The following is a 12,141-nucleotide window of genomic DNA, read 5'->3' as shown; positions in this document are numbered from 1 at the left end:
GGCAATTCGGGTCGCAATCGTCGTCATCGATCTGGTCTCCCCTCCATATGGTCTTGAATGCGACCTTGGTTGACGATGCTGAGCGTAATCTCAGATTCGCGATCGTGGCATTGGACCTTCGATCAACCCGCCAGCGGCTCGCGAGGCGTGACACCGTAGCGTGCCAGGGTCGCCGCGATGGTGCCGTCTGCGCGCAGCCCCGCGACGATCTGGTCGAGCTTGTCCGCCAGGTCGCGGCTGTCGTCCTTGACCGCCAGCCCTACGTCCCATCCCGCGCTCGGCAACGCCGGCAGCGGCCCCTTGCGCGTCTTCACCCGTAAGGCGCCGGCGGACAGGCCGTGTTCGATCTGCGCGCGGGTGGCGAGCACCACATCGGCCTCGCCCGCCTTTACCGCATCGACCGCTGCAGCCCCGCTCATCACATGCCGCGTGTCGCTGCGCAGCACGCCACCGAAACTGCCGGAGAAATAGAAATCGGGCACGCTATCTAGTTCGGCAACCAGCCGCTTGCCCTTGAACGCGGGCGGCGCGACCTCGCAATCCGTCTCGACCCCGCAGGCCATCAAAAAACCTTCGCGGTAATAGGGCGCGCCGATCACCGCGCGATCATTGGCCCGCGCGAGCTGCCGGTCGACCGGCACATGCATCATGATGTCGCAAGTCTGGCCGCCGACCAGCGACCCGCGCCACACCATGTTGCGCAGGTCGTCGCCGACATCCTCGTCCGCCATGAAGTCGACGATCTGCGCGCGCACGCCCAACGCCTTGGCGATGGCATGGCCCAGGTCCACGTCGATACCGGTCACGGCTCCGTCGGCGCCCTTCCACGACCAGGGTGCGAAATCGCGATAGACCGCGATGCGGACGACACCTTCGGCCGCAATCCGATCCAGCCCCCGCGCTGCGGCGCGATACGGCACCAGCGCCGCGACGATCGCGCCGGCCAGGACGGCGCGGCGGGTCGGTGCGCTCATTCCTCGTGCTTCGTATCGAGCCAGGAGCGGATCGCCCAACCGGCCTTCTGGCCCAGCGCCTCGCCCATCGGCGGCATGTACACCTTGCCGTCCCGCGACGAGCCGTGCTGGAAGCGCTGGATATACCACTCGTCGCCCGCCTCGCCCTTGTCGAGGTAACGCAAATCAGGCGCGATGCCGCCGGAGATCGCCTCCAGCCCGTGGCAGCGTGCGCAATTGCCGCCATAGGCGCTCTCGCCGATCTTCTGCGCGATAGCGTAGACCTTGGGGTCGTCACGATACGGATTCTTGGTCAGCCACGTTTTATTGTCGGGCTTGATATCTGGCAGCTTGCTGGTGTCGACCGCCTGCGGCGTCACATTGCCATGCGCCCAAACATTGTATCCGGCCGAAGTCGCGAAGATCAGCGACGAACAGACAAGTGCGATACGCGAACCCTTCACCGACAACATCCTTTCCGAACATGCCGTCCGAGCGGCTTTGGCGGGACAGTAGCCCGCTGACCGCATCGGCCTTATTGGACTTTGGTACGAAGGGGTTGCTCGCCGGGATCAGCTAGGATGGCGCGATGCGACGCCTGCTTCTGCTCGCGGCCCTTGCCGCCGCGCCCGCCTCGGCCGAGACGATCTACGTCTCCAACGAACGTGCCAACACGATCAGCGTCATCGACGCCGCGACGATGAAGGTCACCGCGACCTGGCCGGTCGGCCGCCGCCCCCGCGGCATAGTCCTGTCGCGCGACGGCAAGCAACTCTACGTCTGCGCCAGCGACGAGAATGCGGTGCAGGTCATCAACCTCGCGACCGGCAAGGTCGTCGCCGACCTGCCATCGGGCGAGGACCCGGAAACGTTCGCCTTGTCCCCCGACGGGAATTTGCTGTTCGCCTCGAACGAACGCGATGCGACGGTAACGGCGATCGACGTGCCCGGCCGCAAGGTAGCATTCCAGGTCGTCGTCGGCGTCGAACCCGAAGGCATGGCGGTCAGCCCGGACGGACGGTTCGCGGTATCGACGTCCGAAACCGACAATGCGGTTCACTGGATCGACATCGCCCGGCGCGAGGTCGTCGCGACGACTGCGACCGAGGACCGGCCGCGCCACGCCGAATTCACCGCCGACGGCAAGCAGCTCTGGGTGTCGGCGGAATTGGGCAACAGCGTGCAGGTGATCGACGTCGCCAGCCGAAAGGTCATCGACACGCTACGCTTCACCGTACCCGGCATCCCGCCGGAAAAGGTCATGCCGGTGCAGATCCGCTTTACACCCGATGCCCGGCAGGCGGTGATCGCGCTCGGCCGAGGCAATGCGATTGCCATCATCGATGCGGCCACCCGCAAGACCCGCGCGATTGTTCCAGTCGGCCCCCGCGTGTGGGGCGTTGCGATCACGCCCGACGGACGCCGGGCTATTTCCACCGACGGCCTGTCCGACACGGTCACCGTGGTCGACATCGCCAGCGCGAAGCCTATGGGCAAAGTAGTGGTCGGTCGCGCGCCCTGGGGCGTCGTCGTCGCGCCCTGACTGCACTTTGGTCCAAGATCGAAAGTCCAATTTCGCGACGCGCCCGTCTCGCTCAGCCTTCCCGACACGAGCCCGACGCCACGGGCCGAACAAAGGGGAGGATCCGCATGAAAGCTGTTGCCCGCCTGCTGGGCGCCGTCGCGCTCGCGTCCGTCGCCGTAGCCAGCCCGGCGGCCGCGCAGGACGCCAGCGATGCGCTGCTGCTGAAGCTGAAGGAAAAGGGCATCCTGACCGAGGACGAATATCAGACGCTTCTCGCTCGCAAGGCGTCGCAGCCGACCGCCGTCCCGCCTTCCAACACCGCCGAAGCCCCGCAACAGGCCGCCGCCGAACGGCTGGACGACAAGAAGCTGGTACGCATGGCCGACAGCGGCGTCGGGCTGATGATCGGTGACGTGGCGCTTAAATTCTCGGGCTCGGTCAACGGCTTCTACGTCCATGACAACGCCGACGCGGCGATTGCCGCCAACACCGTCGCAGGCGGCCTCGCCAGCGTGGGCAATGACTCGTCGGCTGTGCGCAACGGCCTGCTGCCCGGCTTCCTGAAAGTCGACGTTTCGACCACCCAGGGTGGCTGGGACGTCGGCGCGCATTTCGGCATGTACCCCGGCATCAATTCGGGCCTCGGCAATTCGGGCGCAAATGGCGCGGGCGCCCCGCAGGCGCTACAGACCTCGGGCATCGATTTCCGCCAGACCTATCTGACCTTCGGCCGCAGCGGCTTCGGTGAGATCAAGATCGGCCGCGACATCGGCCTGTTCGGGTCGGATGCGATCCTGAACGATATCACGCTGCTGTCGGTCGGCACGGCCGCCGGCAACGGCGCGCCGTCGAACACCTCGCTCGGCCGGATCGGCCTCGGCTATCTCTACACCGACTTCCAGCCGCAGATCACCTATTCGTCACCCAAGTTCGGCGGGTTCCAGTTCGCTGCCGGCGTCTTCCAGCCCCTAACGACGATTGGCCGAACGGAGACGAACGAGACGATCGGGTTCCAGGCCAAGGCGACCTATGATCTGGTGCCGACCGATGGCGGCTTCGGCGCGCATGTGTGGGTCGGCGGGCTGATCCAGGGGCATGACGCGATCGGCGCCCTACCGGCCTACACTGGCCGCGCGATCGATTTCGGGGCCAAGCTGTCCTACGGCCCGGCCAGCCTGACGGGCTATTACTACACCGGGACCGGCGTCGGTACGATCGGCCTGTTCCTGCTGTCGACCGATGCCTTGGGCCGCAAGCGCGACAGCGACGGCTTCTACGTCCAGGGCACGTACGGCATCGGCAAGCTGACGTTCGGGGCCAGCTACGGCGCCAGCACCCTGTCGCGCGCGAACGGCGAAGCGGTATCGACCCTCGTCAGCCGCAATTCGAGCTGGGTCGGACAGACCCGCTATGGCCTGAACAGCTGGGTAACGCTAATCGGCGAATACACCCACACCCGGTCGAAGGCGCACAACGGCAACGACGCGAATTCGGACGCGCTGGCGCTCGGCGCGATCCTGTTCTTCTGATCCTAACCGCACCATCGGGCCGCGCATCGACACCGGTGCGCGGCCCGCATCACGAAAGGCGCCCCCATGCTCGATATCGCCCCTGCGCCCACTGCCCGGCCCGGCGGCATCGACCGCGCGGACTATGATCGGCAATGTCAGGCGGCGCTCGTTAGCCCCGACGCCTATTGGCGCGAACAGGCGACCGCTCTCGACTGGATCCGGCCATTCGACACGGTGAAGGACGTGTCCTTTGCAGCGGAGGATTTCCGTATCCGCTGGTTCGACGGCGGGCAGATCAACGTTTCGGCCAATTGCCTCGACCGCCATCTGGCGACGCGCGGCGACCAGGTGGCGATCATCTGGGAAGGCGATGCTTCGGGCGAAGGGGCGCGGATCACCTATCGCGAGCTGCACGATCGGGTGTGTCGCATCGCAAACGTCCTGAAAGCGAAAGGGATCGGGCGCGGCGACCGGGTGACGCTCTATCTGCCGATGGTGCCCGATGCCGCGGCGGCGATGCTGGCCTGCACCCGGATCGGCGCGATTCATTCGATCGTCTTCGGCGGCTTCTCCCCCGAGGCGCTCGCCGACCGGATTCGCGACTGCGGGTCGCGCCTAGTCATCACCGCCGACGAAGGCTGCCGTGGTGGACGGCGCATTCCGCTCAAAGCCAATGTCGATTCCGCACTCGAGCGGTGCGAGGGCGTCGAGCATGTGCTGGTCCTACGCCGCACCGGCGGCGATGTCGGGATGACACCCGGTCGCGACGTCTGGCTCGACGCGGCGATGGCGGACGTGTCCGCCGATTGCCCGCCCGAACCGATGGAAGCGGAAGACCCGCTGTTCATCCTCTACACCAGCGGATCGACCGGCAAGCCGAAGGGCGTGCTCCACACCACCGCCGGCTATCTTCTCTGGGTCGCCAAGACGTTCCGCGACGTGTTCGATCACCGCGACAGCGACGTATTCTGGTGCACGGCCGATATCGGCTGGGTCACCGGGCACAGCTATGTCGTCTATGGCCCGCTGGCCAATGGGGCGACGACGGTGATGTTCGACGGCGTGCCCAACTATCCCGACCACGGGCGACTATGGGAGACGGTCGATCGTCTCGGGGTGACGATCCTCTATACCGCGCCCACCGCGATCCGTGCGCTGATGCGTGAAGGCGACGACTGGGTGACGCGCCACAGTCGCGCCAGCCTGCGCCTGCTGGGCAGCGTCGGCGAACCGATCAACCCGGAGGCTTGGGCTTGGTATCACCGCGTCGTCGGCGATGGCCGCTGCCCGATCGTCGATACCTGGTGGCAGACCGAGACCGGCGGCATCCTCATTTCCCCCCTGCCGCACGCGACCGACCCGAAACCGGGTGCGGCAACCAAGCCGCTGCCCGGCGTCCAGGCGCAGATCGTCGATTCCGAAGGCGCGGTGCTGAGCGGTGCAGTGGAGGGTAATCTGGTGCTGACCGATAGCTGGCCGGGGCAGATGCGATCGGTCTGGGGCGATCACGACCGCTTTATTCAAACCTATTTCACCACCTATCCGGGCAAATATTTCACCGGCGACGGATGCCGCCGGGACGACGACGGCGACTATTGGATCACCGGCCGTGTCGACGACGTCATCAACGTTAGCGGCCACCGCTTGGGCACGGCGGAGATCGAGAGCGCGCTGGTCGCCCATCCCAGGGTCGCCGAAGCCGCTGTCGTCGGTATGCCTCACGAGGTTAAGGGACAGGGCATCTACGCCTTCGTCACCCTGCGGGTCGGCGAAACTTCGACGGACGCGCTTCAAAATGAGTTACGTCAATGGGTCCGAAAGCAGATCGGACCAGTCGCCACGCCGGATGCGTTGCACTTCACGCCGAGCCTTCCGAAGACGCGGTCAGGCAAGATTATGCGTCGCATTCTACGGAAAATCGCAGAAGGAGACACTGCGGCGATCGGCGATACGTCGACGTTGGCTGACCCGACGATACTCGACAAGCTCCTTGGCGGTTGCAAGAATTGAAGCCAGTCATGGGGCTGTTGCGAATTCACCTGTGACGCGCTCGGCCGCGCGCAACGGATGCCCGGGCGGCGAAGGCTTCGGACGGCTGGTAACCATCGGTTCGCATCCCCGGCGTAGCACAGGCCTCCTCGGTCGACTTCATCACCGGCCGAAACGGGGCGTGTAACTTTCGATCAAATCGTCGAGCTCGTCCTCCTCAGCGCGGGCGATCTCTTCGATATGCAGCAGCACCGTTTGAAACGTGTCCCGCTGGTTCATGACCTGAATGCGCATTTGCGGCAGTCGTGATCGTGCATCGGCGCGCAGCCATGCGGCGGCGGCGGCGTTACTCCAGCCCCCGAGGGTGACTGCGGCCCGGATGCAGTCGGTCGGAGCATGATCCCCCGGTCGCACGGAAAGCGTCGGAAACGACCGGGACGGGCGTGCGTACCTGATCCGTCCACCACGAAGGAACACGAAGGCGCACGCCTCGGCAGTCAGTTCCGCGTACCGGTTGGCGGCGGCCTCGAGGCTGACCGAGTAGGTGGCGGCGAGGATGCGAAGGTGCTCGAGCGCGGGAGGCCCAAGGTCGTCCGTCTGTGCGACGAACCATGGCTTGGGCATCAGCAACCCCGCGGCGAAGCGGTTGGCCTGCACCTCCTCCTTCTGGTGCAGCGTCTCGCGCCGCGTCTCCATCAGGTCCTTCGATGTGCACTGCTTGTCGCCACGATGCGCCGCGATCAGGAAATGCCCGAGTTCGTGGGCGACGGTGAAGCGTCGGCGTACCGCGGGTAGACCGGCCGCCGACAGGATGATGCCCTTTGTCTTTTCGAGGTCCGTCATCAGCGCGCCGACGAAGCCATCGACCTCGAGGTCGCGGAATTCGAGAATGCCGACCGTGCGTGCGAACGTCTCGATGTCGACCGGCGGCTTCCAGTCCCGGTGATGATCGAGAATGACGCCGAGGAGGCGTTCCGGGGACCCGCAGTCAGCGAGGTCCATCAGAAGCGCCTCGTTGACCGTCACCGGTCCTTCAGCCTTTCCGCCACGGTCCGCAGCGTTTCCCAATCGCGCGAGGACAGGTCACCCCCGAATTCGCGGAAGAACTGCAGCGCCGCCGGGTCCTGCTCGCCGCCTTCACCGTCGCCGGTCAGGAACGCTATGCTGACCGAGAAATGCTCGGCGAGCTTTCTTACAAGCTCTATGCCGGGATTCCGGCTCTTGCCCGTCTCCAATTCCCAGATGTGCGCCTTCGACACGCCGACGTCGTCGGCGACCTGCTGCAGCGACTGACGGCTTCGCGTGCGCAGCTCCTTCAGCCTGATGGCGAGTGACACGTTCGTTCCTCCTGACGCGCTAGGCGTCGTTTGATTGATCTTACGCACCGGCTGCTGCGGTTTGCAAGTTTCTTGTCGTTCACTATATCTTACGGGATGTAGGAAAGGGCAGCACATGTCGGTGGAGTCGCAAGCGCAGGATGCACGGGCCGAGGGTCTGCCCCGCCGGATTCTGACGATCGACGGTGGCGGACTGAAGGGCGCCCTACCGGCGGCGTTCCTCGCCGAACTCGAGCGCGTCACGGGCAAGCGGGTGGTCGATCAGTTCGACCTGATCGCGGGCACGTCGACTGGGGGCATCATCGCGCTGGGCCTCGGTCTCGGTATCAGCGCCGCAGAGATCCTTCGCTTCTATCGCGAGCGAGGACCGACCATTTTCGACCAGGCACCGCTGACCGGCGCGTTCGCCGGCACGCGATCATGGCTGCGCGGCTGGCGTCGCTCGGCCCGGCACCTCCGCACGGCGAAGTACGACGCAACCGAGTTGAAGCGCGCACTGGAGGATGTGTTCGGCGCCCGTCGCATCGGTGACAGCGCCACCCGTCTCGTCATTCCGGCCTACGACTCGGTCAACCGGGGACCTTACGTCTTCAAGACGGCCCACCACGAACGCTTCCGCGTGGATCACGAACGCAGTGCGGTCGACGCGGCTTTGGCGACCGCGGCCGCGCCGTCGTTCCTGCCTTCGCACAGCTTCGACGGCGCGTCGCATCTCCTCGACGGCGGCATCTGGGCGAACAATCCCATGGGCTCGGCCGCGATCGAGGCCGCCGCCGTGCTCCAGTGGCCGATGGAGGACGTGCGATTGCTGTCGCTCGGTTGCACCGACATCGTCCAGCCCGTGAAGGCGGTGGCGGGCATGAAGGACGTGAAGTGGCTCCTCGACCTCATGTTCCAGGGTCAGGATCGGCTGAGTCATGCGACCGCCAAGTTGCTGCTCGGGCATCCCCACACCAATCCGCACCTGCGCCGGATCAATCAGACGGTCGAGCCGGGCTTCGCGTCGCTCGACGACGCGTCGAAGATCGAGACGCTCATCGGCATGGGCGTCTCCAGCGCCCGGTCGCACCTTCCGGAAATCGAGAGGTGCTTCTTCATCGGCACACGGGAGCCGTTCGTCCCGTTCCATCCAGGAAAGGACGACTGAAATGCTCCACGCCAAACCCGTCGACCGCTTCTACGACGACCTGCTCGCCGACGTAGCGCGTCGTATTCAGCTGACGCCGACCGCCTACAAGGAGGCCGTCGCCCACTTCGATGCCGTCAGCCGGTATCTCGACGAGCACGATAGCGGTTTTCCGGACTATTCGCCCGTCATCTATCCGCAGGGCTCGTTCCGCATGGGGTCGACGATCTCGGCATATGATGACCGCGAGGACTACGACATCGACCTGATCCTCGAGTTGGCGCTCGATCCGCGGGCGGATCCCGACGCCGTCCTTCAGCTCGTTGCCCGCTCGCTCCAGGCGGGCAAGGGTCGACTGAAATTCACCACCTGCGAGATCAAGAAGCGTTGTGTCACGCTGGGTTATGCCAACATGCATCTGGATGTGACGCCCGCCGTGCTGATCCCGGGCCGCATCCCGCGCGTCGTCTCGATCTTCGACCGCCATCCCGAGCGGCCGGATCACGCGCTGGCCAATCCCGAAGGGTTCGCGCGCTGGTTCGACGGCCGCGTCCGTCCGCGCGTGATGATCGACGAGCGCAAGGTCCGGGCCCAGATCGTGCCGGTTCCGCAGCAGACGCCGGCGGAGGACAAGCCCGATCGGCTGTTGGCCGTTCAGCTGCTGAAGCGGTTCCGTGACATCCGATGCGATCGCGGGGACTATGACCGCTGTCCGTCGGTGCTTCTGTCATGCATCGCAGCGGACGCGCAGCCGGGGGCGGGTCTGGTTTCCGACCTTCGCAGCGCCGCCTTGCATGTGGCGCAGGTCGTGTCGGCGGACGATCTCCACATCGAGAACCCCGCGTGCCGCGAAGATGTCCTGTCCGACCGTTGGCCGAAGAGGCCGGGTTCGAACCGCCGCTTCGCCGCCGACCTCGGCGTCCTGGTCGATCGTCTTGATGAACTGGTCCGCGCTGATGGAACGCAGGTGCGCAAGCGCGACATTTTGATGGACCTCTTCGGCGAGAACGCGGCCCGCGACGGCTATAATCAGGCGCGTGAACGTGCAGGCATGCAAAGCCGTTCGGGACAATTCGCGGCTGCCGGGACCGGTGCCGTCAGCTTCTCCGGCATCGTGCCGAAGGGAAGCACGGCGGCGCCGACGCACAAATTCTACGGGGGCGCCGCGCGATGATCGCCGACGTCGGCTCGAGCTGGTCGGCACCGCTGTGCACGGCCGGCTCGACCGGCTGGCGCCCGCGCGTCGCGCGCTTCTTCGCCGACATGCAGATCCGCGCCATGACCGAGCGCTTCCCGACGTTGAAGGTCGTGCTGGATCTACTTTGGGTAACCATATGGGAAGGCGAACTCACGCCGCTGTCGCAGCCCTACCGGGTGCGGATCGTCGATCACAGAGGAATGGACGACGGCAGCTTCCGCTTCACGAGCCCGTGGCCGAGCGCGCGTCTGCTGACGCCGATCGCGCGGCGCCCGGAAGCGCCCGACTTGCCGATCCCCCACATCTACGGACCGCACGACGACCCGCGCGGCGCCGACCTGTGTCTTTTCCATCCGCGGAGTCGGGACTGGACCGACGACATGCTGCTCGCCGAGTCGATCGTCCCGTGGACCGCCGAATGGCTCTTTTACTACGAGATGTGGCTCGTCACCGGCTTGTGGGGCGGTGACGAGGCGGAGCACGGGGCCGTCCCCGTTACCCGTCAGGGGTCGACAAGGCGAGGACGTGCCGCCTCGCCACGCCCCCATATCGATGCACCCGTAATGCGGAGCTTCGCTTATCTGCTGAAGGACTGACGCGGGGAAGTTTGTTCCCAATTTGTTCATGTCGTCCTACAACGCATGCCGAAGAGATTTTGGAAGCGTTGAAATGACTACCCTGATCCTGCACGACGTGCCCTTCGACGCGATAGCCAGCGAGTTGCCGCTATTCGTCTGCACGACGCCCGCCGGCTTCCCCTCGCCCGCTCAGGACGACATGGAGGAGCCGATCGATCTGGCGGGGTGGCTGATCGACCATCCGGCCGCGAGCTACGTGATGCGGGTCGCTGGTCATTCGATGGAGGGCGCCGGCATCAGCGACGGCGACCTCGTTGTGGTGAGCCGAGCCGTCGAGGCGCGTAACGGCGACATCGTGGTGGCGCTCGTCCATGGGGAACGCACGATGAAGCGCCTGCGCCGCCGGGGCGACCGGCTCTGGCTTGTCCCCGAGGCTGAGGGCTACGACGCCATCCGCATCGACGAGAACGTGGAGATCTGGGGCGTGGTCGTCGCCCTCGCGCGCCGTTACCGCGCGTGACCGCCATCGCGCTCATCGACTGCAACAATTTCTACGTCAGCTGCGAGCGCGCGTTCGACGCGAAGCTGGTCGGCGTCCCCGTCGTGGTGGCGAGCAACAACGACGGCTGCGCCATCGCGCGGTCGAACGAGGCGAAGGCGCTGGGCGTGAAGATGGGCGATCCCATCCACCTGATCCGCGACCGGCTTGACCGCCACGGCGTGGTGGTCCGCTCGTCGAACTATACGCTCTACGGCGATATGCAGCGGCGCATCCTGGCCGCCGTGGACGAGTTCGCCAGCGAGGTCGAGATCTACTCGATCGACGAGTCGTTCCTGGACCTGACGCCCTTCGCCGACCGCGACCTGGTCGGACACGCCAACGGCATGCGTGACCAGGTTCGGCGGTGGACGACGATCCCGACCTGCGTCGGCATCGGCCCGACGAAGACGCTGGCCAAGCTCGCCAACGCGGCCGCGAAGAAGAACCCCTTGTTCGACGGCGTAGCGGATCTGCGCGACGAGACGATCCGCAGCTTTGTCCTCGACCGCTTCCCTGTCGCCGACGTCTGGGGAATCGGACGCGCCACCGCGGCGAAGCTGGCCGGTTTGGGCGTCGGCACCGCCGGCCAGTTGCGAGACATGCAGATGAAACAGGCGCGGGGTCTCGGCACGGTCGTGCTCGAGCGCCTGGTGGCCGAACTCCAGGGCGTCGCGGCAAGCGTCGTCGAGATGGTCGAACCCCAGCGCAAGGGCATGGCGGTGACGCGCTCGTTCGGCACGCCCGTCACGGACCGCGAGACGCTGATGGGTGCGGTCGCGCAGTATGCGATGCGCGCCGGCGAGAAACTACGGTCGCATGGCCTGGTGGCCGGACAGCTGACCGTGTTCTTCCATACCAACACGCACAAGCGCGACCGTCCGCAGCATCACGGTACCCGTCGCCTGTCGCTCCATCCGATGACCGACGACTCGCTCGAGCTGCTCGCGGCCGCCCGGCGTGGCGTCGAGGCCGCGTGGCGCGACGGCTTCGCCTATACTAAGGCCGGCATCATCCTGGACGACCTCGTTACGGCCCAGCTGCGTCCGCGCACGCTGTTCGAAGGCGATGTCGATCGTCGTGCCCGGCTCATGACAGCGCTCGACGAGGTGAACGGCAGGTTCGGTCGGTTCACCGCGGTGCCCGGCGCGCAGGGGTTCAAGCGGGAGTGGCGGATGCGCGCGGAGAACAAATCCCCCGCTTGGACGACGAGGATCGCCGAAGTGCCGGTGGTGAAGGCGTGACGCCCCGACGGTCGGCCATCCGTCCTCATGATGCGCTTCGCTTCTGCCCGGAATGCCTGCGGACGCAGATTGAGCGGATCGGAGAGCCGACTTGGCTGACGTTGCATCAGGCCCCGGGGGTCGTGGTCTGCCCCGTCCATCG

General features: G+C 65.9%; 12 protein-coding genes and 1 pseudogene. 9 read left to right on the top strand and 4 right to left on the bottom strand.

From position 1 onward, the window contains the following. Positions 1 to 122: 122 nt before the first annotated feature. Together ACFSC3_RS02755 and pedF are read right to left on the bottom strand one after the other, a co-directional pair. The gene (locus ACFSC3_RS02755) at positions 123 to 974 is read right to left on the bottom strand and encodes a substrate-binding periplasmic protein (RefSeq protein ID WP_380938474.1); all 852 of its coding nucleotides are present in this window, start codon (positions 972 to 974) and stop codon (positions 123 to 125) included. Then, complete coding sequence (gene pedF, locus ACFSC3_RS02750; RefSeq protein ID WP_380938472.1) at positions 971 to 1,426, bottom strand: cytochrome c-550 PedF; 456 nt, start codon at positions 1,424 to 1,426, stop codon at positions 971 to 973. Before pedF ends, ACFSC3_RS02755 begins: the two co-directional genes overlap by 4 nt. Positions 1,427 to 1,542: 116 nt before the next feature. On the opposite strand from pedF, the gene ACFSC3_RS02745 reads away from it, so the two are divergent. The 3 genes from ACFSC3_RS02745 to acs all read left to right on the top strand — a co-directional run bounded on the left by ACFSC3_RS02745 (position 1,543) and on the right by acs (position 5,999). Continuing rightward, positions 1,543 to 2,496 carry a PQQ-dependent catabolism-associated beta-propeller protein gene (locus tag ACFSC3_RS02745; RefSeq protein ID WP_380938470.1) on the top strand — a complete coding sequence of 318 codons (954 nt, stop codon included), beginning with the start codon at positions 1,543 to 1,545 and terminating at the stop codon, positions 2,494 to 2,496. A gap of 107 nt (positions 2,497 to 2,603) precedes the next feature. Next, positions 2,604 to 4,007: a porin gene (locus ACFSC3_RS02740; RefSeq protein ID WP_380938468.1), complete on the top strand. Its 1,404-nt coding sequence runs from the start codon at positions 2,604 to 2,606 to the stop codon at positions 4,005 to 4,007. Between the two features lie 66 nt (positions 4,008 to 4,073). After that, complete coding sequence (gene acs / locus ACFSC3_RS02735; RefSeq protein ID WP_380938466.1) at positions 4,074 to 5,999, top strand: acetate--CoA ligase; 1,926 nt, start codon at positions 4,074 to 4,076, stop codon at positions 5,997 to 5,999. Positions 6,000 to 6,140: 141 nt separating this feature from the next. On the opposite strand, the gene ACFSC3_RS02730 is transcribed toward acs, so the two are convergent. Beyond that, positions 6,141 to 7,004 (bottom strand): ImmA/IrrE family metallo-endopeptidase, encoded by an 864-nt coding sequence (locus ACFSC3_RS02730; protein WP_380938464.1) that lies wholly within the window; start codon positions 7,002 to 7,004, stop codon positions 6,141 to 6,143. After that, on the bottom strand, positions 7,001 to 7,315 hold the full coding sequence (locus tag ACFSC3_RS02725) for a helix-turn-helix domain-containing protein (protein WP_380938462.1): 315 nt from the start codon (positions 7,313 to 7,315) through the stop codon (positions 7,001 to 7,003). Before ACFSC3_RS02725 ends, ACFSC3_RS02730 begins: the two co-directional genes overlap by 4 nt. Before the next feature lie 115 nt (positions 7,316 to 7,430). Between ACFSC3_RS02725 and ACFSC3_RS02720 the strand changes: the two genes are divergently transcribed. The 6 genes and pseudogenes from ACFSC3_RS02720 to ACFSC3_RS02695 form a co-directional block, all read left to right on the top strand. Then, positions 7,431 to 8,462, top strand: a complete 1,032-nt coding sequence (locus ACFSC3_RS02720) for a CBASS cGAMP-activated phospholipase (RefSeq protein ID WP_380938460.1) — start codon at positions 7,431 to 7,433, stop codon at positions 8,460 to 8,462. A gap of 1 nt (position 8,463) precedes the next feature. After that, positions 8,464 to 9,615, top strand: coding sequence for a nucleotidyltransferase domain-containing protein (locus ACFSC3_RS02715; protein WP_380938458.1), 1,152 nt, complete (start codon positions 8,464 to 8,466; stop codon positions 9,613 to 9,615). Next, positions 9,612 to 10,235, top strand: coding sequence for a type II CBASS E2 protein (locus ACFSC3_RS02710; RefSeq protein ID WP_380938456.1), 624 nt, complete (start codon positions 9,612 to 9,614; stop codon positions 10,233 to 10,235). The genes ACFSC3_RS02715 and ACFSC3_RS02710 overlap by 4 nt, the downstream gene beginning before the upstream one ends. A 73-nt stretch (positions 10,236 to 10,308) precedes the next feature. Next, the gene (locus ACFSC3_RS02705) at positions 10,309 to 10,737 is read left to right on the top strand and encodes a LexA family protein (protein WP_380938454.1); all 429 of its coding nucleotides are present in this window, start codon (positions 10,309 to 10,311) and stop codon (positions 10,735 to 10,737) included. Continuing rightward, a complete protein-coding gene (locus tag ACFSC3_RS02700; protein ID WP_380938452.1) occupies positions 10,734 to 11,999 on the top strand; it encodes a Y-family DNA polymerase in 1,266 nt (421 codons plus the stop codon). Before ACFSC3_RS02705 ends, ACFSC3_RS02700 begins: the two co-directional genes overlap by 4 nt. Beyond that, positions 11,924 to 12,136: pseudogene (locus ACFSC3_RS02695) on the top strand (TniQ family protein); the annotation flags it as partial. The gene ACFSC3_RS02700 and the pseudogene ACFSC3_RS02695, both read left to right, overlap by 76 nt. Between the last annotated feature and the right edge of the window lie 5 nt (positions 12,137 to 12,141).

The sequence above is a fragment of the Sphingomonas floccifaciens genome (assembly GCF_042681125.1).
GTDB lineage: Bacteria > Pseudomonadota > Alphaproteobacteria > Sphingomonadales > Sphingomonadaceae > Sphingomonas > Sphingomonas floccifaciens.
Note: the sequence above shows the minus strand (reverse complement) of the source record. Positions and strands in the feature narration are given on the sequence as shown.

Coding starts and splice junctions, on each gene's coding strand:
- ACFSC3_RS02755 (WP_380938474.1), bottom strand. CDS start 974: ATGAGCGCACCGACCCGCCGCGCCGTCCTGGCCGGCGCGATCGTCGCG.
- pedF (WP_380938472.1), bottom strand. CDS start 1,426: ATGTTGTCGGTGAAGGGTTCGCGTATCGCACTTGTCTGTTCGTCGCTG.
- ACFSC3_RS02745 (WP_380938470.1), top strand. CDS start 1,543: ATGCGACGCCTGCTTCTGCTCGCGGCCCTTGCCGCCGCGCCCGCCTCG.
- ACFSC3_RS02740 (WP_380938468.1), top strand. CDS start 2,604: ATGAAAGCTGTTGCCCGCCTGCTGGGCGCCGTCGCGCTCGCGTCCGTC.
- acs (WP_380938466.1), top strand. CDS start 4,074: ATGCTCGATATCGCCCCTGCGCCCACTGCCCGGCCCGGCGGCATCGAC.
- ACFSC3_RS02720 (WP_380938460.1), top strand. CDS start 7,431: ATGTCGGTGGAGTCGCAAGCGCAGGATGCACGGGCCGAGGGTCTGCCC.
- ACFSC3_RS02715 (WP_380938458.1), top strand. CDS start 8,464: ATGCTCCACGCCAAACCCGTCGACCGCTTCTACGACGACCTGCTCGCC.
- ACFSC3_RS02710 (WP_380938456.1), top strand. CDS start 9,612: ATGATCGCCGACGTCGGCTCGAGCTGGTCGGCACCGCTGTGCACGGCC.
- ACFSC3_RS02705 (WP_380938454.1), top strand. CDS start 10,309: ATGACTACCCTGATCCTGCACGACGTGCCCTTCGACGCGATAGCCAGC.